Source organism: Flavobacterium sp. ACN2 (assembly GCF_002303885.1).
GTDB lineage: Bacteria > Bacteroidota > Bacteroidia > Flavobacteriales > Flavobacteriaceae > Flavobacterium.
The window spans coordinates 86935-109216 of the sequence record NZ_MRCM01000004.1 but is presented as its reverse complement, the minus strand read 5'-3'; the positions used below and the strand labels follow the sequence as shown (position 1 = coordinate 109216).

General features: G+C 31.9%; 21 protein-coding genes and 1 tRNA gene. 17 read left to right on the top strand and 5 right to left on the bottom strand.

Going from position 1 to position 22282, the window contains the following annotated elements:
- Positions 1 to 78: 78 nt before the first annotated feature.
- Positions 79 to 498, bottom strand: coding sequence for a hypothetical protein (locus tag BSF41_RS05995; protein WP_172426855.1), 420 nt, complete (start codon positions 496 to 498; stop codon positions 79 to 81).
- Positions 499 to 821: 323 nt separating this feature from the next.
- Between BSF41_RS05995 and BSF41_RS05990 the strand changes: the two genes are divergently transcribed.
- The 17 genes from BSF41_RS05990 to BSF41_RS05910 all read left to right on the top strand — a co-directional run bounded on the left by BSF41_RS05990 (position 822) and on the right by BSF41_RS05910 (position 18772).
- A complete protein-coding gene (locus BSF41_RS05990; protein ID WP_095928610.1) occupies positions 822 to 1286 on the top strand; it encodes a hypothetical protein in 465 nt (154 codons plus the stop codon).
- A 513-nt stretch (positions 1287 to 1799) separates the two neighbouring features.
- A complete protein-coding gene (locus BSF41_RS05985) occupies positions 1800 to 3047 on the top strand; it encodes a TMEM143 family protein (RefSeq protein WP_095928609.1) in 1248 nt (415 codons plus the stop codon).
- Positions 3048 to 3049: 2 nt separating this feature from the next.
- Entirely contained in the window at positions 3050 to 3565 is a 516-nt protein-coding gene (locus BSF41_RS05980) for a DUF2199 domain-containing protein (protein ID WP_095928608.1), read from the top strand.
- A 45-nt stretch (positions 3566 to 3610) separates the two neighbouring features.
- On the top strand, positions 3611 to 4075 hold the full coding sequence (locus BSF41_RS05975; protein ID WP_095928607.1) for a DUF962 domain-containing protein: 465 nt from the start codon (positions 3611 to 3613) through the stop codon (positions 4073 to 4075).
- A gap of 7 nt (positions 4076 to 4082) precedes the next feature.
- Positions 4083 to 4976 (top strand): SAM-dependent methyltransferase, encoded by an 894-nt coding sequence (locus tag BSF41_RS05970; protein WP_095928606.1) that lies wholly within the window; start codon positions 4083 to 4085, stop codon positions 4974 to 4976.
- Between the two features lie 137 nt (positions 4977 to 5113).
- Complete coding sequence (locus BSF41_RS05965) at positions 5114 to 6952, top strand: TlpA disulfide reductase family protein (protein ID WP_095928605.1); 1839 nt, start codon at positions 5114 to 5116, stop codon at positions 6950 to 6952.
- 54 nt (positions 6953 to 7006) lie between these two features.
- A complete protein-coding gene (locus tag BSF41_RS05960; RefSeq protein WP_095928604.1) occupies positions 7007 to 7510 on the top strand; it encodes a hypothetical protein in 504 nt (167 codons plus the stop codon).
- A gap of 106 nt (positions 7511 to 7616) precedes the next feature.
- The gene (locus BSF41_RS05955) at positions 7617 to 8477 is read left to right on the top strand and encodes a hypothetical protein (RefSeq protein ID WP_095928603.1); all 861 of its coding nucleotides are present in this window, start codon (positions 7617 to 7619) and stop codon (positions 8475 to 8477) included.
- 12 nt (positions 8478 to 8489) lie between these two features.
- Positions 8490 to 9260, top strand: coding sequence for a hypothetical protein (locus BSF41_RS05950; protein WP_095928602.1), 771 nt, complete (start codon positions 8490 to 8492; stop codon positions 9258 to 9260).
- A gap of 32 nt (positions 9261 to 9292) precedes the next feature.
- A complete protein-coding gene (locus BSF41_RS05945) occupies positions 9293 to 9484 on the top strand; it encodes a hypothetical protein (RefSeq protein ID WP_095928601.1) in 192 nt (63 codons plus the stop codon).
- A gap of 859 nt (positions 9485 to 10343) precedes the next feature.
- Positions 10344 to 11534 (top strand): hypothetical protein, encoded by a 1191-nt coding sequence (locus BSF41_RS05940; protein WP_095928600.1) that lies wholly within the window; start codon positions 10344 to 10346, stop codon positions 11532 to 11534.
- Between the two features lie 11 nt (positions 11535 to 11545).
- Entirely contained in the window at positions 11546 to 12043 is a 498-nt protein-coding gene (locus tag BSF41_RS05935) for a DUF4280 domain-containing protein (protein ID WP_095928599.1), read from the top strand.
- A 2-nt stretch (positions 12044 to 12045) separates the two neighbouring features.
- Complete coding sequence (locus BSF41_RS05930; RefSeq protein WP_095928598.1) at positions 12046 to 14910, top strand: OmpA family protein; 2865 nt, start codon at positions 12046 to 12048, stop codon at positions 14908 to 14910.
- 8 nt (positions 14911 to 14918) lie between these two features.
- Positions 14919 to 15917 carry a hypothetical protein gene (locus BSF41_RS05925; RefSeq protein ID WP_141248122.1) on the top strand — a complete coding sequence of 333 codons (999 nt, stop codon included), beginning with the start codon at positions 14919 to 14921 and terminating at the stop codon, positions 15915 to 15917.
- 4 nt (positions 15918 to 15921) lie between these two features.
- Entirely contained in the window at positions 15922 to 16905 is a 984-nt protein-coding gene (locus BSF41_RS05920; RefSeq protein ID WP_141248121.1) for a hypothetical protein, read from the top strand.
- 6 nt (positions 16906 to 16911) lie between these two features.
- Positions 16912 to 17625 (top strand): hypothetical protein, encoded by a 714-nt coding sequence (locus BSF41_RS05915; RefSeq protein ID WP_095928595.1) that lies wholly within the window; start codon positions 16912 to 16914, stop codon positions 17623 to 17625.
- Positions 17612 to 18772 carry a PQQ-binding-like beta-propeller repeat protein gene (locus BSF41_RS05910; RefSeq protein WP_095928594.1) on the top strand — a complete coding sequence of 387 codons (1161 nt, stop codon included), beginning with the start codon at positions 17612 to 17614 and terminating at the stop codon, positions 18770 to 18772. Before BSF41_RS05915 ends, BSF41_RS05910 begins: the two co-directional genes overlap by 14 nt.
- Before the next feature lie 390 nt (positions 18773 to 19162).
- On the opposite strand, the gene BSF41_RS23695 is transcribed toward BSF41_RS05910, so the two are convergent.
- The 4 genes from BSF41_RS23695 to ftsZ all read right to left on the bottom strand — a co-directional run bounded on the left by BSF41_RS23695 (position 19163) and on the right by ftsZ (position 22227).
- The gene (locus BSF41_RS23695) at positions 19163 to 19306 is read right to left on the bottom strand and encodes a hypothetical protein (protein ID WP_172426854.1); all 144 of its coding nucleotides are present in this window, start codon (positions 19304 to 19306) and stop codon (positions 19163 to 19165) included.
- A gap of 121 nt (positions 19307 to 19427) precedes the next feature.
- Positions 19428 to 19501: transfer RNA gene (locus BSF41_RS05905), tRNA-Arg, on the bottom strand.
- 82 nt (positions 19502 to 19583) lie between these two features.
- Positions 19584 to 20033, bottom strand: a complete 450-nt coding sequence (locus BSF41_RS05900; RefSeq protein ID WP_095928593.1) for a GatB/YqeY domain-containing protein — start codon at positions 20031 to 20033, stop codon at positions 19584 to 19586.
- A 199-nt stretch (positions 20034 to 20232) separates the two neighbouring features.
- Complete coding sequence (gene ftsZ, locus BSF41_RS05895; protein WP_095928592.1) at positions 20233 to 22227, bottom strand: cell division protein FtsZ; 1995 nt, start codon at positions 22225 to 22227, stop codon at positions 20233 to 20235.
- Between the last annotated feature and the right edge of the window lie 55 nt (positions 22228 to 22282).

Sequence of the window (22282 nt, the reverse complement as noted above, 5' to 3'; positions counted from 1 at the left end):
AGCAAGCGTCTTGTGTGAACGCAAAGTTTTTTAATTTCAAGAAATCTCTTACTTTAAAAAAACTAAATATTTTTCTCCCTATTTCTTATTGCTAAACAACGCAGCAAGTGCCCCAGTTGACCATAAAGCCAGAAAAATTAAAACGGGTTGAAAAAACAATCGTATTAATCGCGCCTGATCTGTGTCGAGTCCAAAGGCAGAAGTTCCGTTTAGATATTGGGCGATATTACCTGGAAAAACTAAGACATAAAATACAGCCAATGCAATTCCGACTTGTATTCTGTTCTTTTTTAGAAATAACATTCCAAGTCCTAAAGCAATTTCGACAATTCCAGAAAGTATAACTACCAAATCTTTGTCCAGAGGAACCCAATTGGGAACCTGTGCCTGAAAATCTGTTCTCTGAAAAGTAAAATGTCCGATAGCAGCTGTTATCATAAACAATCCCAAAAATATTCGAATAAAATTTTGAAGCTTTGAAGTTTTTATATGTTCCATAGGTAGTTATTATTTTTTTTAATGAACTTTCTATCAAATTTACAAGAAATAAAGTGAGATTTTTTCTATATTTTTAGTGTCGTTTTTGTTTAATAACCATATCCTCTCATTTTAATTGAAAACAAAAAATGATTTCTTTCGTTTTTGTCATCGCCTAATATTGTTACCAAAACTATTTTTTTGTTGCCTCTAATCCTCTCTCAAAATATACAAATTTGCAATTTTGTTAATTCTTTTCTTAAAAAAAGTATAGATTAAAGTAACTTTTCCTACTTAATTCTTTAAATTCGCCGCAAACCAACCCCTAAGCTATTTAATAACCAATGTCCATTTTTAATCTTTTTAAAAGATCTACTGTAAAATGTCCAAGATGCCTTGGAAAAAGATTTGTTGATTGGGATGATATCCGCCGTTTAAACCGACAATTGAAATGGGTTCCCGCACCATGCGCCTATTGCGATGCCACAGGAAGAGTCCCAAAAGAAATGCTTTCAAAAGTTTCTGTCGATTGCATGTATCTCACAATCGATTTACCAGAATCTGTAATCGAAAAAATAAAAGAAGGCGATCCTGAAACAGTCGAAAAAGGAAAGCTACGCGAACTTTTTGTAGATCATCTTATACAATATTCAGAACATCATTACCTTACTGAAAATCTCGATGCCGAAAGCATTGCCAATTTGTATTTAAAATTCGAGGCCGAAAAAGCTCCTTTTGCTGTAACCAAAGAAGAATTAATAAAATACATTCAAGGTGTAATCGAACTAAAGAAAACGGTGTTACAATAATATTTGCAGCTCAGCTACTCAAAATCTACAACCGTTTACAAAAACAGGTAAAAACACCTATAGCCACCATTTTATTTAGTAGTAATATTGCGGTAAATAATTTTTAGTTTCTAAAAAGCTTTATAGAGAGCTTCTTAATTTTTTGTCACTTTTTTTTTGGAACAGAAAGTGGAATTTCAAATCGCTGGTACCGATTGGAAATTTCACTTTTTTTTGTTTACCTACTTAATCGTTTTTTTTACCGCAAAGAGCGCTAAGGATAACGCAAAGTTCGCAAAGTTTTTCTCTCGCAGATTTAGCAGATCTAAGAGATTTTGTTTTATCTGCTTAATCTGCAAAATCTGCGGGAAAACTATATTGCCATAAAGCTTTGCGAACTTTGCGGTTTTATTAAGTCTCTAATTAAAAATTCTTAGCGCTCTTTGCGTTAAAAAAAACATCACGCATAAAGCCTAAAATCAAATTTCAGGCTGTATTTTTGCGTTCTGTAAATGCCACGAAATTAAAGTCCAAATGACTAGAGAACATTATATTCCATTCAACAAAGAATTCTTACTGGAACAGCAAATCGCAGCTTTTGCCGAAAATCCAGAAAAGGTTAGCGATTTTAAGAAATTGTTCGAAATCATCGAACATTATTATCATTACGAATCTTTTAATCTTAATCGAAATCTAAAACAGCATTACGCCCTTTACGATCCCGATTTAAGCGAAAAAGAACGTGAGCAATTTATCAATAAAAGCAATTTTCCTGTTTTTAAAGAAACACTTCTTAAAGTTTTAGAGCGTGGCAATTACTACAGAATCAATCAGAATGCATTAGACGAAGCCTTTAATGAATCTGATTTGGTGGGTCTGAATCTTGCCATCGATTTTAATGCTTTTAAAGATTTTGAACTCTACGCGCGTGGGCATCATAAAGCAAAAGAAAAAGTCAAAAAATACTTTTTCTGGACCAAAGAAGTGGAGATCGAATATTACGATCGTGTTCTCATTTACCTCAATTACAGCGATGCAGATTACCTCAAAGAAAAGAAAGTCAAATTGGGTAAAATGCCAATCGATCCAGGTTCTATTGCATTAAAAATCTTTAAACGTGTTCCTAAGAATGATCTCGAAACGGTTTTTCCAAATGCCATTCCGAAAATGTCTCTGAAGGATAAATTATTGCTTTGGGTTCCGGGTGTTTTTGGTGGACTTTCTCTATTAAGTGCCAAAGTGATTCCTGCTTTGATTAATATGTACGAAGCTTATCAAACGGGCGAAACAATTGATCTCTTAAACAGTAAAACGTCCTTAAATCAAGGTTTAATTGCATTGGGGATCTTAGGAGCGTATTGTTTCCGTCAATACAATAACTTTATAAACAAAAAAATCAGATATTCTAAAACACTCTCAGATAGCTTGTATTTTAAGAATGTTGGAAACAATAGCGGAGCATTTTATTCTTTATTAAATTCGTCTGAAGAAGAAGCTTTGAAAGAAACGATTCTTGCCTATACTTTTCTGCACGAAAGTGAAAAATCTTTAACTGCCGAAGAGCTAGACGATCAAATAGAATCTTGGTTTAAAATCAAACTAAATACCGATTTGGATTTTGATGTAAACGATGCTTTAGCAAAACTAAAAAGCATTGGTTTAGGAATAGAAACTAACGGAAAATGGAATGTCATTCGACTCAATGAAGCACTTGTTGCCATTGACGAATTATGGGATAATGTTTTTCAGTATAATCAGAAAGTTGATTCTTTAAAAAATTAAAAATGTATACCTACACATGTTCTTGCTGCGGAGAGGTTTTCGATGAAATGCCTTTGTGTTTTGGAAATGAATTTCCTGCTTATTATTTTTCCATTCCGCCCGAAGAAAGAGAAAAAAGAATTGAATTCGGAGGAAGCTGGTGTTATATCGATGAAGAACATTTTTTTCATCGTGGCAGATTAACTATTCCTATTATAGATTATCATGAAGATTTGGTTTTTAATGTTTGGACAACGATAAGTGAAGATAATTTCTGTGTGCGAATGGACTTATGGGAAGATCCAAATCGAGTAAATCAAGAACCTTATTTTGGCTGGATGCAGACCAATGTGCCTACTTATGGCAAAACTATTTCGCTTAAAACAATTGCAATCGAACAAGGTTTAGGCTTAATTCCCGAAATAAAAATGATTGAAGAAAATCATCCTTTGACGCTAGATCAAGAAAACGGAATTACACTAGAAAAAGCCATTTCGATTGTCGATGAAATAATGAAAATACAGCACGGTAAAACCTAAAAGAAATTTCATTAGATTTACGCATCTAACCTTAAAACCACAAAAATGAGAACATTAGATCAATGGTTTGCAGAATATGCCGTAAGTCATCAGAACCCAAAAAACAAAGCGATACATTATATTTGTGTCCCTGCTATTTACTTTTCGATCGTTGGTTTACTTATGAGTATTCCGAGTACGATAATCTCCCATACCTTACAATTAAATGCACCTATTATTGAAAATTGGGCATTTCTGGTTTTGCTTTTTGTTCTCGTTTTTTACATCAGATTATCCATTGCAATGGCGGCTAAAATTGCCATTTTTTCTATGCTTTGCCTCATTGTCAATTATTATATCTCGCAATTGGTTCCGTTATGGATCTTCTCGATTGGTGTTTTTGCTTTGGCATGGATTGGACAATTTTATGGGCATAATATCGAAGGCAAAAAACCTTCATTCCTTAAAGATCTTCAGTTTTTATTGATTGGTCCAGCTTGGGTGGTAGAGAATTTATTTTCGAAGAAGTAAAAGCAGAATGAAAGCTGCAAAAACAAGTAGAACGGCCCAATATATGGCCTTCTTTAGAGCATTGGAAACTAAACGCAATGCGAACGAAAGATTGTTTTCAGATCCTTATGCCATACATTTTATAGACTTCAAATTGAGAATGGCTGTACGTCTGTCTCAATTTTCTTTTTTTAGAAAATACATCAATGGCATCATAAACAAAAAGATTCCAGGAGCTCTTTCTTCTGGAATTGCAAGAACAAAATATATTGATAGTCTACTGGAAAATTCGATCTCCGAAGGCGTAAAACAAGTCATCATTTTAGGCGCCGGATTTGACACCAGAGCAGTTCGTCTTGATTCTCTAAAATCGATTCCCGTAATAGAAATCGATCATCCGAATACCTCAAATTTTAAAGCTGAAATCTATAAGAAACGTATTGGCAAAATTCCAGAGAATGTGACTTTTCTTCAAATTGATTTTAATAAAGAAGATCTAAATCATCTGGCGCTAAAACACAATCTTGACTTTTCAAAACCTACCACGATAATCTGGGAAGGTGTTACCAATTATTTAACCGAAGAAGCGGTAAAAAGTACTTTTTCGTTTATTTCAAAATTTGCCAACAAGAGTCAAATTATTTTTACTTACGTACATAAAGACATCCTTCAAAATCCTGATGCTTTTTTAGGAGGAAAAAAATTGTTAGAAGATCTTAAAAACATAGAAGAACACTGGACTTTTGGTTTACTTCCTGAAGAAGTGCCAGACTTTTTAAATCTGTTTGGAATCAAACTTTTGGAAGATTTGGGAGCGGATGAATACCGCAATAGATTTCTCCCCGACCGTTCTGAAAAAGGTTATGAATTTTATCGGACTGCAATTGGCATAAAAGAAACCCATTTTTCTTCTACGATCTAACTTCTTTTTGATTGTTCTGAAATTATTCTATGTTTTTTATGCTAATATTTTCTTAATAAAAATCGCACAAAGACAACATTGTATAATTTAGCATTCGCTAAAATTTAAGAAATCATCAATCAAAAAACCAAAAACAAATGAAAAAAACTATTCTTTTACTCCTCTTTGCAATCTTTAACACTGCTTTTTCTCAAAGTGGAAAAATCTATTTAAAAAACAATAAATTCAATGTAGGCAAACCCAATACCTATATTTACGAACCACCGCAAGGTCTTGTTATAGAAGACAATGCTAAAGCAAATGTTTTGTACGCTACTCCAGACGATTTTTCTAATGATTTAGTTTCTTTAAAAAAGGATGGAAAACGTTATGAATTCACCACAAAAGTTTCCGATTCTGCTAGAGTGCTTATGGTAACTATAAATGATCTGCACAAAATCGCTGACAGCAATAAAGACCAAGGTTATTCGGTATTTCTAAAAACACAAAATGATATTGAATTAGGAAAATCGCTGATGAACCAAATTTTCATGAGAAATTATGGGAATCATTTTTTAAACCTAAAATTAGATACCAAAAAAGAAAATGTTATTGCCGCTTATGACGCTTTATTTGCAAAATATCCAAAACTAAGAGAAGACAAAGATGCTGTAAATTATTTGTATTTAAAGAAGTCTCTTAATGCCGAACAAGGCCAAAAAGATCTGACTGCTTTCATATCAAAATGCATTGAAAAAAACACAGAAGAGTATTTAACTCTTGCTTACAATATTTCTCAAGGCAGCAGTAAACCTGAAGAAACTGAAAAACTCGGAAAAGAAATTTCGGCTAGGTATCCTACAGGTAAACTTGAAAAAATGTTTTTTATGCGAAGCTTCTACGATCAGCCTAATAAAACGGAGGCTTCAATTATGGAAAGCATGAAGACTTACAACGCCAAGTTTAAAGGTATTTCAGCAGAATATTCGAGAACTTTTTATCGCGCTTTACTAACGGTATATTTGGAGAATGGACAATATGAAAAAGCAATTGCATTAGAACCATATTTAAAAAACGCTAGTGATTTGTACAACGACTTTGCTTGGGGGAAATCGGGAGGAGACCTTACTACGCCAGTAAAAGATCTTGATTTTGTTGTAAAAGTATCTGAGAGAGCAATGTATTTGCTTGAACAGAGAAATAAAGAAAGCTTTTATCCTGCGTATAAAGAGTCGTTTAATATGTTTGCAGACACTTATGCGCTTTTGCTTTATAAACAAGGCAAATATGAAGAGGCGTTTAAATATCAAAGTGCCGTAAAAGAGAATAACGGTTTGGATTCTGGAGGAAAAGATCGCTATTTGACAATGATGGATAAGGTGAAAAGCAAAGACGAAGTAAAAGCTTATATTGACGACGAAATTAGTAAAGGCAATACATCATCAGTATTTCTAGCTAAACTAAAAGAGATTTATATCGAGAAGAAATTGCCTCTTGCAGAATTTAATGCAATTGAGCAAAAAACAGATGTATTAGCAAAAGAAAACAAAAGCAAAGATCTAATTGAAAGATTTGGAAGTACAAATGCAATTGATTTTACCTTAAAAAATCTAGACGGAAAAGAAACAAAACTTTCTGATTATAAAGGCAAAGTGGTCGTTCTTGATTTTTGGGCAACTTGGTGTGGACCATGCAAAGCTTCTTTTCCGAAGATGCAGAATTTAGTGACTAAATACAAAGGAAAAGATGTTGCCTTTTTGTTTGTAAACACTTGGGAAAATGGCAAAGAAGAAGATATATTTAAAAAAGTTTCTGCTTATATCACTGATAAAAAATTTGACTTCAACGTTGTTTTTGATTCAAAAACAGAAGTAGTTACCAGTTACAAAGTAAACGGCATCCCGACTCGCGTTGTCATTGACAAAAACGGAACTATTCTGGCTTACGATTATTCAAATACCGATATCGCAGCAATTATTGATGAACAATTAAAATAAGTATTCTCTTATTTTTAAAATAAAATGTACATTTGATATACCAAAACTAAATTTATGATACAGTTAATTTGGGCGATAGTAAACATTGCCACAGTATTAGGGCTTGTCATTTTTTGTACAAAAACGGCTTCAGAAATTCGCAACAAAATTAGCCTTTCAGCCACGCTTCTTTTTTCTTTTTTTGCTTTATCTTTTATCGCAAGGCCAAGCAAAGAAGAAAAAGATAAAAAATTTGAATTTGAAAATAGGGAAACCAAAACGCAGTCTTTAAATCACAATAACTATTTTTCAAATATTGTTCTTGAAGAGGATCTCCTTTCAAAAATCGAATTGTATGCTAATTCCGATGGTGAAAATGCTAGTTCAGCAATGATTCGAAGAACTGGATTTATTTGTGGTACGAGATGGTCGACAGTGTACATTATTATAAATAAAACAGAAAAGAAAAACACCTTTCAATATGAGGTTGGAGGAACTAGAAAATGGATACTTCTTGGTATAGAAGTATACTCAGAGTTTAAAGATTTTAAGGGCTCGGGCGAGTTTAAGTCTTTGTAATTTTCTTTAATCTAATGCATTTCTAAAAAAATAAAGGACAAAGAAGAATTTTATCTTATTGTCCTTTTTTATTTAAAAAACACTACAAAAAAATTCAGCCTATAAAATGAGAAAATTCATTATCGCGATTACTTCTTTAATTTTACTTTCTTCTTGCAAACAAACAGATAATAAAAGCGTTTCTGGCAAAGCAGAAATAAAAAAAGACAGTGTTAAAGTTGAAGATGGTGCCAAAACAGCACAATCAGATTCTAACTTATTAGAACAGTTTTCTAAAAACAAAAATGAAGTGGTTCTCCAATTAAAATCATTACCCAACAGAGAAGCTGCCAATGCATTGTATGAAAAATATTTTGAAGAAAATGGCACTTTATTACAAGAGATCGCCGCAAAAGAATCTGGAGTATTGGATAAGTTTTATAATGAAGACGAAGCCGACAAAAAAGCGGTTAAACTTTTGGGCGAAAGACTTTCTAAACATGAATTGGAGTATTCTGAAATTGGAGAAGGGTATGTTGAAATAGATCCGCTTCATGATTTCTATTATAAGATCTTTAAAGATTATGTAACGAATGACTATAAAGATTATTTGTACTTAAAGAGTGAAGAAAATAAGTCGCTCTATTCTGCAGATGCAGGACTTGTAATTTCTTTTAAAGATTTGGGCGACCGAATTATTTCTTGGGAAAATTTTATGACCAAATACCCGAATTCAAAATTAATTCCATCTGTAAAAGAGCAATACAAAAATTACCAAATGGATTATTTGGTGGGTCAAGACAATACGCCAACGGCCGAAAGGTCTTCAGACGAAAAATATATTTATCCAGAAAACATTCAGGAATTTAATCGTTTCTTGAAAAAATATCCAAAAAGCCCAACGGTTCCTCTAATCAATTTGTTTCTAGAAAACTTTAAGAGTGAGACTATTTTTGATATTTTAAGTGCTGAACAAAGTAAACTGTAAAGAAAAAAAATAATGGGAGATTGGAATACCTTACATTTTTTTAGTGACAAACACTTTTATGAAAAAGTAGTTCCTGATCTAACAGGTGAAGGAATTTTGCTTAAAAAATACTTTGAATCAAAATTAGGCAACTATCTTTTGTTTCATAATTCTGATAATGACAAAAGAATTAATGCTGTCTTGGAATATTGTCAATTTTTTGGCGAAGATTTCAAAACCCATAAACTTCTTTATGAGATCGAAACTCGGAAGAAAAAACCAGACGAGGAATATCAAACATTCATGCAGAAGATGCTACAAGATACAGACGAATTCTACAAACAAAATGGAACCGCAGCTGATGATCTTGCTACGGCACTAACATTAATAATGTTTTCTGAATGTGCTGCATTTAATCCGCATCTCATTTTAGGACGTAGAATTTTTTCTGGAAATGTTGGGGCAAAACCAAAATCTGTTGCTGAAGCAATTATTTCGCAAATAGACAATTCACCATCCGGATCTACACACTCTTACGGTTCGGGAATCATAAACTGGATTACAAACGAAGACTTAAAATTATTGTGGCTAGACCGTGCTAATTTAGTTTCAACTAATTCAAAAGAATATTTCAATGACTTTTTGAAATTTATAGAAATTGCCATTGAAAATGATTTTGGAGTTGTTTCTGGAACTAATATGCGAGAATCAATCTTAAAACTGGCAGAAAATCCCAATATAAATATCGAAGTAGATTTAGAAAAACTCGGACTTCAAAGTGTTATCATATACGATGGCAACTAATCGACATTAAAATTAACTTTAAACTTAGAACCATGGAAAATAAAAACCAACCTATTACATTTGTTTTTTGGATTATTGCGATCATTTTAGGCGTAACTTTATACAAGCAATTTGATTTTAAAAGTCTAAAATTTGAGAATCCTGCAATGGCAGTTATATATATTGTAGTTTTTGCGTTTTCGGTTTATTATATTATTAGAAATTCTAAGAAACAGCCAAAGTAAATTCTAAGCTTGCGGAAAAATCACTGTAATATATAATCTAAAAAGTGCATTCCTTTAATAATTAAAGGAATGCACTTTTATTTTGTGCTATTTACTTTTATTCTAAAATAACACTCTTTAATAGATTCTTCTCTTATCATGCTTTTGGATCTATGATGTCGTTTCAACTAAAGACTCTTCTCTTCGGGAACCAATATTGTTTAGAGTCATGTGTTACCTCTAATAAATAAAAACTATTCCGTTTAATAAGCTTTTTTTCAAGAACTCAGAAAGTTTTATGATTCTCTCCCATCCTCTAAAGTTAAGATCTAGTTCTTAAAACTTCATGCTAAGGTAGCACATCAAGTAGGGAGATCCATCAAATTAAATAAAGATTAATTTTCAACGCATTTTTTTACCCTTCATTTCTCTACTTCTTAATTTGTAAGTTTTTTAATATCAGAACCATATGAGGTTATTATACTAATTTCTTCCCTTACCTCCGAAATTTTCTGCTAAGTTTTAAATTTTGAATACTTTTTTTGAAAACAAAAACTTACATTTACTCCAAAAAAATAACAAGCCTTTTCTTAATAGTTTCAGTTTGAAAAAAATAATTTTTTATAGTAGCCTTACGTTAAAACATAGCAGTTTTCATAAAACAAGAAAATATAGATACTCATATCAATACTTTGAAAATGAAAAACTTTTCGATAAACTGCATTTTGATATCGATCTTAAGTCAGTAATAACCTCAAAAATTAATGGCTCACTTTAAGAAACACTAACGCTGCCAAACGTATTTCCTATTTTGTCAATTAAGTCAAAATAAGAATCAAAAAAACTACACAACTATCAAACAAAAAACAAGCTTTAACTAATGTTATATATCCCAGATTTCGCGTATGAAAATCACTTCGTTTACAAAATAAAGGAAGGTGACACATTAAAAAAGGTAGCAGAACAATTAGAAGTTGATTCTTATTCTTTGAGATCTTATCATAATATGCGTTGTCCCCTAGATGATTTAATCGAAGCTGACTTTAAACCACATTTGAAGTTTTTGATAATTGAATCTGAAGAATCTAAAATCGCCAGAGAAACACATCGTGAAAATGTACATTTTGCAAACAATTTCAAATTACCATTTACACCTCAGGGACTCAATACGAATTATTTAGCGATGTACACCATGGAAAATGGTGAAGAGCAGCACACAGTAAAAGAAGAAATTAATGTAAAGTTTATAAATAAAGATAAAAATGATTTTTCGCTAATAGAAATTAATAGAATATCCCAAGTATATATTGATGGAAAAGAGGCTGATACAATGGCCGATGAATTAGCGGAGAAAACCGCTAAAGTCTTTTATCCCCTGCAAGTAGTTATTGATCCAAAAGGAGAATTAGTCTCCATATATAATTATGAAGATATCCGCAACCGCTGGCAGAAAGTAAAGCGCAAAGTACTTAAGGATTTTCAGGGAGAAGTATTACATGAAGCACTGCTTAAATTTGAAGACAGACTGCAAAATGATGAAATTATTTTTGATTCATTATCCAAAGATTGGTTTTTAAAAGTCTTTTTTAACAGCCTAAACATTGAATATACCCAAAACCTTACCATTCAACAGGTGATAGAATTTCCTATATCTCAAAAAACAGGAAATGTGTCATTTACTGCTGAGCAGACAATTTTACCCACTCTTGATGCTTATAATTTAATTAATATAACGCAAACCGGTATACTTTCAGATCTAAGAAGCAAAAATGACTTTGAAAACAATTTGTTATTTCCTGAAGATGATTCAGAAGATAACAATGCCGAAAAAGCAGAGGGTAGCTATACAGCGTATTATTTTCTGGATCCGAACACCAACGTCCTGGAAAGCGTTTATTTAGAGTGTGAAATTAAATTAGATATTCCTCAAAAACTAACTGTTGTTATTTCAAATATAGAAGAAAACGCCAAATTGAACTTAAGTTCAAATTTTTCATTTTTAGATGAAGAAATAACAGAGAAAAAATCAAGCATTTTTAAGTTATTTCTGGAAGTAATAACAGGAAGATAAATTTAAATATTATGAGCGAAAAACATATTGTCGTACAAGGTGCGACTTGTACCTGCAAGTACAGCAATGAATCACAAAATGATGTTTTAAAAGTAAAAACACAATCGAAACATTATACAAACGATAAAGATGGTTCTGAAAAGTTAACAGCCACTACAAAAGATATTGGACAAACTTTAGAGAAAAACACTTTTGGAACCTGTAAAATGCAGCCAAACGGCAGTGGAAGTTACAATCCATGCAAAGTAGATATTTCTGAGTGGAAAAACTTTTACGATAAGGTAACACTAAGCAATGGTGGGAATATTTTACTTGAAGACAGTAAAGCTACCTGCAAAATGGGAACTCCGGATTGTATCGAAATAGTAGATCATGGACAAATTGCAGAACCATCAGAACAAAATCTTAAAAATGCAAATCCTGACGTTCAGAATAAAATTAATCCGTTATTAGGGCTGAATGATTTAATGCAACCAAAATTTGATTTTACCGGTATAGCACAAATATAATTATGGCAAAAGGAATTAAAAAAATAGAATGGGCTGGTAAGGGTGAAATAGCTGGTAACTTTTCAGTTAAAAACGCTAGAGCTAAAATTAAAGCAGACCAGTTTGTTTACTTTAAAATAGCAGAATGGCATGATGGCACCACTGCAGAAGAGAAAAAAGGAACTGTTTTATGGCATTTTCAAACCTATTCTCCAAGAAAAAGTGTTTTGAAATTGACAAAAAAAGGCGATGAAATTTACGGAATCAAATTGGCTAAAAAATTTTGTGGCCCTTTTACTTATTATCTCCAGACAAGTCTGCTAAATTCATCATACTCAAAATCTGCAGGCTTACTGATTAGCGGGTTGTGTGAGCCTAAGATAATCTCCAGTGCATGGGCGACTGAAACTCAGGGAGAAGACGTAAGAAAAACACATCCGTTTTCTTATGGAGAACCACTTTATCTTAATCTTACTACCGAAGGATTAAATGGAGTAAATAATCTGATCATCGAAATATACAGAAGAGTTCAGCGAGGAAAGGGTGCAAATGACGATCAGTTAATAAAAGTTTATAGTAAAATCCCTGTAAATAATGGTGAAGTTAATATCATCATTAAAGATTCGCTTTCCTGGCAAGGCAAGATAACAAATAGAGCCAGTCCAGAACAATTTTATATAAAAGTAAAAGACTCTTCAACAAACAAATACATAAAAGACGATAATAATGATGTTTATCATGCTCGTTATTTAAATGTGATGGATGAAAATAAATTTGTTTTGCCCACAATAGACCTTGGTTTAAGCAAGGCAAAAGTTGGTAAGTTAAAACCATATGATAAAAATGCAGGCACCTGCAAGTTTACAAAAATTGAGGTTACTTATCAGGATGAAAATGACTTACTTTTTGATGAAGGAAAGTTCATTCGTAAAATGGATCCTAAAGATGATTTTAATATTGTAGAGCAAATACATTACGATTATGATAAATGGGATATCCGTAATGATGCAAAACCAATTTTAGATAAAATTGCAGATTATTTAAAAGACCCGCCTTTTCTGCCTGTTGAACTCGGTGCTCATACAGACAGTAGAGGAACAGCTGAATACAATCTGGATTTGTCTGCAAAAAGAGCAGATGCTGCAGTTAAATATTTAATTTCAAAAGGAGTTCCTTCGCATTTAATTTCCGGAAAAGGATACGGAAAAACAAAACCCGTTCGCACAGGAGCTCATCTGTCTGAAGCACAGCACCAGGAAAACAGAAGAACCACTTTGCGCTTCAAAATTTTCGAAAACAATGCCCAAACACTTGTGTACGATGTTCTAGTACCAAGTTATAAAAAACCTGCTGAGTTAAAAATTAATATAGACGGATTTATTAGAAAAGGCTGTCATAAAAAGAAGGAACACCTCAATAGCATTAAATCGTATGACAGCTATAAGGAGTCGGCTGTTTATGATTTAATTGAACACAAACCTAATTCAATTGAGGTTAAACTGAATTCCAGATTGCCTACCGCGCCAAAAATAACCGATATTTTTAATTTTGGAAAAAATTACAGAAACATTTACAGTTACTATCTACATTCCTGTACTTATTATTCTAGTACAGAACATCCAAGTTTTGCTATTAATGCTTATCCTGATATTGTATGGATTGGTCACTTTATGTACAATTATAAAATTAGAAATTGGGGGGATGATGATGAAACCTCCAAAGATCCTTATTTTTTTCACGATAAAACAGTAGAATTAAAAAACGGAATTGCACAGGAAATAAAAGAACTCAAAAATTCGATCGTAGGCTTTATCTTAAGCTTTTTTCATGAAAAATGGCTCATGGCAGAAACTTTAATGGCTTACTTGGAAACTCAGTCTGAATTTTACGATGCTGGTTTGCATGCTATATACGATCGAAATATCGAGAAACGCGATGAAGAATTAAACTTACAAGGTACAACGCTGGATTTTATAAAAACAGATACAACTACCAGACTCGTTGTTGCCGCGATAATTTATGAAATGGTAGCGATAGGAATTGTTATCGATTTAATCATGCTATACTTAACAAGAGGAGGAAGTGCAGAAGGAAAAATCTTGAAAATGGCGGCAAAAGCTAAAAGAGTCTCAAAGTATCTTAAAGATATTGGAGCTGAACTTGTGCCACCATCGATTGCTATCAACACAGGTATGTATTACAAAATGCAAACAGACAGAAGAATGGCACTTATTTATGAAGCTAACATAAAAGCTGATCCACTTGTCGCGATAAATTTTGAAAAGAAGTTTACTATAAAAAGTCTCCTCTTTGATAAAGAAACAAAAAATGAAACTGATGAAGACTGGAAAGAAATAAATGAAAATATAAGTGGTATATTATCTGAAATGGGAGAAGATGATATTAAGTTTAGCTTAAGTATGGTTGGAGAAGTAGGTTTAAATCAAAACATACAATACAATGTACTAACGGAGCAGTATACACTAAAAGATAAATTCAATAATTTACCTCAAAAAAGAATCATAAGCTATAGTAATAAAATAACAGGTACTATTTCGTTTGAAACTAATTTTACTAAAAAATTATTTTTATTTTCACCTTTAGAAACGTTAGTTACTGCCGACCTTAAGTTTAATATCGCCTGTGAAGCTATTATAATAACAGAATATGGCTTTGATAAAGTAAGTGGAAGAGGGTTATTTGTGACACAAAAAATAAAATTTTCCGGATTGAAAGGAACTTTTAAAGGAAATGTTAAGGTTAAAGTTAAAAAACGAAAACCAATGGGATATTCTTCAAATGATGGAAAACCAAAACAATTTACCGTATTAGAAGGTTACACTAAGACTCTAAAAACCATTTATCTTTTTAATACTAAACCTCAATAGTAAAACACATGAAAAATATAATTTTAATTATTTTAGTCGCCCTTTTTATATTTCCCTCTTGCAAGCAAAACAATAACCTCAAATCAGAAAAAATGAGCAATTTAACCAGCAAAAATTACATAGAAACAATGCTTCGAACTGTTAAGCACTATGATTACGAACCTGTATATTTTCTGACATATGTCCAAAACGTCTGTTATTCTGAAATATTGGTAAATGATATACCTGTGCATAAGAATTTTACAGAGCTTGGAGATGGCGAAACAATGGAAATCAATAATTATATTTTTAAGAGTGGTTTGCAAAAAGTAACTTTTCGATTATATCCGGCAATTAAAGGTAAAGACTTTGATTTAAAAAAATTTACAGACGAGACTGATATGAAGATTAGTATAAGTGAATCAGACAATATTAATAAAAATAAGAAAGGAAAAGAAATAACTTCTTATCTAACTCCGACTATAGATGGAGTCAATGAGAATGGTGCAATAAAGAAATTTGCAGCTACAGGGAAAACTTATTTTGAAGCCAGTTTTACCTTTGAAGCAAAAGTACCGTACGAATTTTCCAGCCTTGATAAAGGGCAGGATTTAAGAAAATGGGATTCAGAAAAACTTGAAAAGAAAGTGGTTGATTTTTATAAAAATCAATTGGTTCTTCTAGAAAACAAAAAAATTGAGGAATATTTTTCTTATTTAGAAATAAAAGAAAAAGAAACTTGTCAGAGTTTATTTTACAATAGAAAGGATTTACAAGACGTGCTTGATTCATATTTAGAAGCATTTACTATTCCAAATTATCAAATGCAACCTTTAGAAAATTATAAACTTAAAATTTATGGAGATGGTAGAATTGTTTGTTTAGAAATAGAAAGCTTGAACAATCATCTAAGAGGCGAATCTGCTTTATGGGCAAAACTTGATGAAGGAGACGGGATAATGGCAGATTTTTTACAATACTACCTATATATTCCAGAAGGTAAAGACGAATTAGAAATTTTAAGGTAGGTTTATGACGAAATATTTGTTGTATACTTCATTGATGATTTATTTTGGTGCTTGTTCGCAAAAAAATACTTCTATAACTAGCAATTTAACCAGTACAAATTATGTAGAAACCATGCTTAAAACTATTAAGCATTATGAGTACGAACCAGTATATTTTCTGACTTATGTACAAAACAGCTGTTATTCAGAAATACTGGTAAATGATATACCTCTTAACAAGAATTTTACAGAAGTTGCCGATGGGCAAACACTAAGGATAAACAATTATATTTTTAAGAGTGGTTTGCAAAAAGTGACTTTTCGATTATACCCGGCAAGTAAAGGTAAAGATTTTGATCATCATACATTAACGGGACAGACCGATATGAAAATCGAAATATCAGAATCCGATAATAAAAAACGAGACCAAACGGAAAAAAAAATTGCAGATTATGTCACGAAAACCGTCGCAAATAGTAATGCGTATGAGGAGAAAGAATTTATAGCAACAGGAAAAACCTATTATGAAGCCAGTTTTACTTTTGAAGCAAAAGTTCCTTACGAATTTAATAGTTTAGAGAAAGGTCAGGATTTGCGACAATGGAATCCCGAAAAACTGGAACAAAAAGTGGTCGATTTTTATAAAAATCAGTTGACACTGCTAAAAGAGAAAAAACTAGAAGAATACTTCTCATATTTAGATTTAAGAGAAAAAGAAACTCGTCAGAGTTTATATTTTAATAAAAAAGAGTTGCAACAAATTTTAGACTTGTATTTAGATCCTTTTACTATTCCTAATTATCAAATACAGCCCTTAGAAAATTATAAACTTAAACTTTACGGAGATGGGAAAATTGTTTGTTTAGAAATAGAAAGTCTAGACAATAATTTAAGAGGAGAATCGGCGTTATGGGCCGAGTTTGACGAAGGAGATGGTGTGATGGCTGATTTTTTTAAATTCTACCTTTACATTCCAGAAGGCGAAGACGAATTAGTAATAATAAGATAAATTTTGATGAATAAGAAAGAAACTTTTTTCAAAAGACATAAGAACAAACTTACAGTATTTTGTGTTTTTAGTGTTTGTATATTCTGTTTTGCAAATTACATTGGTTTTAAGCATATTCCAGGGCACATACACGATCTTTGGCGAGACATTGTTTATAAATTTACTACTGAGGAAAGAGATAATGACCAAATTATACCAAAAGATAATGATAAACATTCTTTTAAAAATTCTCCAGATACTATTGTAGTGCTTCAACCACCAAAATATCCTCTTGACAGTTTATTATATATTCACGATGGTGAAGTTGAGGATGATTTCAAAGAAGAGTTGGAAGAATTAAGAAAAGTTGATTTTTCTAAATTAAAAGTTGCAGAAGATTTTCCAACTGATACAGAATGTCAATATGCAATAGTAAGGCACTATGGTGCACCCGTTATAAAGTTACTTAAAAAGTATGAAGCAAGCTTAAAAATAGGAAAATGCTATGTTGCTCCTTTATTAAATACTGATCCGGATAGAGTTGAAATAGCAAGAGTTACTTGTATGGTATCTGGTTTTAACAGGAAAAATGAAAATTTAAGTAATATTGAAATGCCATTAAGAATAGCATATGATTTTGTTAGATACTCTTTCGATCCAGAAAATTGGTATGTTGAAAATCTTTCACAGAGAATTCCTTTTGATTATGAATTAAATCCACATAAAAATGACATCGATTAAAAATTATTTTTTTTTGTTTTTATTCTTTATTTCTTGTCACAACAATGAAAGGAAATATAATACGCTTTATTTATCAACTAGTAATGGAGATATGTACAGTATTAATCTTAAAAAAGAAAAATTGAACTGGAAAATATCAGGTAATAAAGACACTGATGAAATCACATACTTTACAATCCTAGACAGCGTTATTTATAGAACATATTGTGATGGAAGAATTATTGAACTCAATAAAGTATCGGGAAAAATAAATTGGGAATATAATGATAAAGTTTCACCTGATCAATCTTACTATGGGTATGACTTTTCAGATGTTGATTTTCTATTATTTTATCAATATCCTATTGTTTTTGGTAAATCAATAATTTTTGCAAACAGTCATGGTGAATTAAAGTCAATAGACATCAAAACAAAGAAAACGAATTGGACTAATCAGTATCCTTTTCCGATACAAAGTTCTCCAATTATTTATAAAAATTTTCTTGCAGTAAGTTTAGCTAGTAATGTTTCTATAATCGATCCACATACAGGAAAAGGAATTATGTATGTAGATTCCCAAAATTCTATTTATAATGAAGTTATAAAAGATGAAAAGTTTTTTTATTCAGTTGATGAACATGGAATTGTCTTATGTATGGATGAAAAAGATGTTCAATGGCAATATACCCCAGAGAAAAAACTTTACATTACGAATAATTTAGTAATAGATGAAAACAATGTTTTTTATGGACGTGATGAAATAGTTTGTTTAGATAAATTATCCGGAACTAAAAAATGGCAAATAAGAGTTTGTAAAATAGAATTCCCCAAAAGTGATGAAGAAGTTTTGGGAAATAAACATTTTTTAATCCCAAATGAAGAATATCTAGAAGCAATAGAAACAAATTTTGATGATTTAGTTGCTAATACAGAACATTATATATTATTAATAAATAAAAATAATGGTAAATTAACTAAAAGAAAATATTTTTCAAACAGAAAAATAGTTGGTAAGGTTAATTATGTTAATAGTTTTTTTTACTATTTATGTTCGGATAATAATTTATATAAAATTGATACTAAATTACAAAATGAATCTATAGTATTAAAAGATGTTCATTACAAAACGGATAGAAATTTAGATGAAACCTTTATGGTTTTCGAATAATGGAAATTACTAGAAAATTAGAATCTTAAATAGAAGCTTTTACAATTAAGGATTATAAACTTCAACCATTAGAAGACTATGAGCTTAAACTTTATGGTAATGGCAGAATAGTTTGTTTAGAGCTTAGAAGCCAGGAAGCAAAAATGAGAGGTAAATCAGCATTATGAGCAAAATTTGGTGAAGGAGACGGTATGATGTATGATTTTTTAAAATACTATCTGTACATTCCAGAAGGCGAAGACGAACTCGTAATTTTAAGATAAATTTTGATGAAGAAGTATTTGTTGTATACTTTACTGATGGTTTGTTTTGGTGCTTACTCGCAAAAACAAACTAACAAAGCCAGCGATTTAACGAGTAAAAACTACATGGAAATAATGCTTAAAACTATTAAGAATTATGATTATGAGCCCATAAATTATTTAAGATACGCTCAATATGTCTGTTATTCTGAAATTTTAATTTATCTTCAAAATAATCTATACTTTTGTTTATTCTAAAATAATCTTCTTTAATAGATTCTTCTTTTGTCATGCTTTTGGGTCTATGATGTCCCTTCAAATAAAGACTCTTGGCTCAGGGAACAAATATTTAAGGCATAATGTATTTTTAAATAAAAAAAGCCTGAGAACAATATTCTCAGGCTTTTTTTTAGTGACCCCGGAGGGGTTCGAACCCCCAACCCTCAGAGCCGAAATCTGATATTCTATCCAGTTGAACTACGAGGTCAGTTTATTTATGATTTTAGATTATAGATTATAGATTACTGATTGGAATCTAAAATCTACAGTCTAAAATCTAAAATTATTATTTACGAAAGTAATTTCTTTACAATTGTAGAGATGGTTTTTCCTTCAGCAGTTCCTCCTAATTGAGCAGATGCTAATCCCATTACTTTACCCATTGAAGCGATTCCAGAAGCTCCTGTTTCAGCAATAATTTTTGCTATTACAGCTTCTACTTCTTCTTCGCTTAATTGAGCTGGTAAAAACTTCTCGATTACAGCAACTTGAGCCAATTCTGGTTCTGCTAAATCTGGACGGTTTTGCTCTGTAAAGATTCTTGCGCTTTCTTTACGAGTTTTAACCAATCTCTGAAGCAATTTAATTTCATCATCTTCAGATAAATCTTCTTTAGATCCAGAAGCTGTTGAAGCCAATAACAATTCCGATTTAATTGCTCTTAAAGATTCTAATGCTACTGTATCTTTTGCTTTCATGGCCGTTTTGATTTCGTCCATAATTTTTGTTTGTAAACTCATGTTTATGTTTTATTTAAAATAAGCCAAAGCTTATTAATTGATATATTAATTTGGCCCTTCGACTTCGCTCAGGGTGACCATAAGATTCACTTTAAAAACCTATTTAGGAAGTCAAATTTTGAAATTCTGTGCGAAGATAAAAAAAATAACCCGAAAATTAAATCCAATTTTCGGGTTACCAAATATTATGATTCTAAAATTAATCTACGTTATCGTGCAAAAATGAATTGTTTGAACGTAATTGCAAATCGTTGTTACTATCTGTTCCAACAGAAATTCTAGAATTTGTATTGTTAGATTGTGAATTAGACAAATCTATTCCTAATCTTTTGTAAGCTGGTTCTTTTTCCAACTCATCAATTCTAGAAACATTGTTATGGAATTTATAATTAAATTCTTTTAGTTTCTTTCTTCTTTCTTCAGCTCTTAAACGCAATGTTTCTTCAATAGTTAATTCTAAAGGAGAAACTTCAGAAGTTGTAGCCAAATCAGGTTGACTAGCAAAATCTGGTCTTGGTTTCAACGTGATGTTTAATTCCTCTGGGATGGTTTCTTCAACTACTTTTTCAACTGGTTTAGAAGCCAATAAATCGTTTTCAACTTCCATATATTCTTCTAGAGAATATTTAATGATTCCGTTGTCTGAAACTTCAGTTACAGGAACAAATTGTACTGGATCGTTTACTTTAATATCACGAGTTTCATTTGTCAATTCAAACAAAACTCTGTTATCTTCAACAACTGGTTCTCTTTTTATAGGCTCTTGCTTGAACAAAGGAAGATCAAAAGAAAAAGTAGTTTGCTCTTCTCTTTCAAATACTCTTTGCTGTTGCACCGGCTGCTGTTGTACTGGTGGCTGTTGCACTTCTCTTGCTACTGGTGTTTCAGGAGCAGAGATTGTAAAATCGATATCGGTAATTGGCGAAACAATTTCGAAAGTTACATCAAGATTTTTGATAAACTCAGACATAACCACTAACTCTTCCTGATTGATAGCTGGAGCAACAGCTTGAACTGGAGTAGGAGTAAAAGTTTCGTCATCATCAATTAAATCAAACACTACTTTATCTTCCACTTTTGCTGTTGGTGTATCCACAGTTAAATCAAAAGATGCAAGCGGTTTATTGGTTAGATTATGAACACTTCTTTGCTCATCTTCTAACGTGTGAATGATTTTCTTTGGTTCTGTATTTACAATTTCATTTTGTTGTTCTACATCAAAACCTGTTGCAATAATAGTTACTGCAATAGCTTCGCCAAGACTTTCGTCTTCACCAACTCCCATGATAATGTTTGCGTTGTAACCAGCTTCATCTTGGATATGATCGTTGATTTCTCCGATTTCGTCCAGAGTAATCTCATTAGTTCCAGAAACGATAAGCAACAATACGTTTTTGGCACCTGTAATTTTATTATCATTCAACAATGGAGAATCCAAAGCCGAAACGATAGCATCTTTAGCTCTGTTTTCGCCTTCAGCTACAGAAGACCCCATTATAGCAGTCCCACTGTTGGCCAAAACAGTTTTAGCGTCACGTAAATCGATATTCTGAGTATAGTGGTGCGTAATTACTTCGGCAATACCTCTAGAGGCTGTTGCCAAAACTTCATCCGCTTTCGAGAATCCAGCTTTAAAACCTAGATTTCCGTATACTTCTCTTAATTTATTATTGTTGATTACAATTAAAGAATCGACTTGCTTGCGCAATTTCTCAATTCCAATAATAGCTTGCTCCTGACGCACTTTCCCTTCAAACTGAAACGGAATGGTCACGATACCAACTGTCAATATTTCTCTTTCTTTTGCTAATTGCGCAATTACCGGAGCTGCACCAGTTCCAGTTCCTCCACCCATACCAGCAGTAATGAATACCATCTTAGTACCGCGGTCCAACATCTTTTCAATATCAGAAATACTTTCAATTGCAGACTGTTGTCCAACGTCTGGATTTGCTCCAGCTCCTAGCCCTTCAGTTAAATTAACTCCTAACTGAATTTTATTGGGTACTGAACTATTTTGAAGCGCTTGCGAATCGGTATTACAAACGATAAAATCTACGCCTTTAATACCTTGTTTAAACATGTGGTTAATTGCGTTACTTCCGCCTCCACCTACACCTATTACTTTGATTACATTTGATTGATTTTTTGGTAAATCAAATGAAATACTTCCAAATTCTGAGTTGCTCATCATCTTTTTGGTTTTTTGAAATTCTTATTAAGTACATTTTTTACTTCTTGACTTGGGG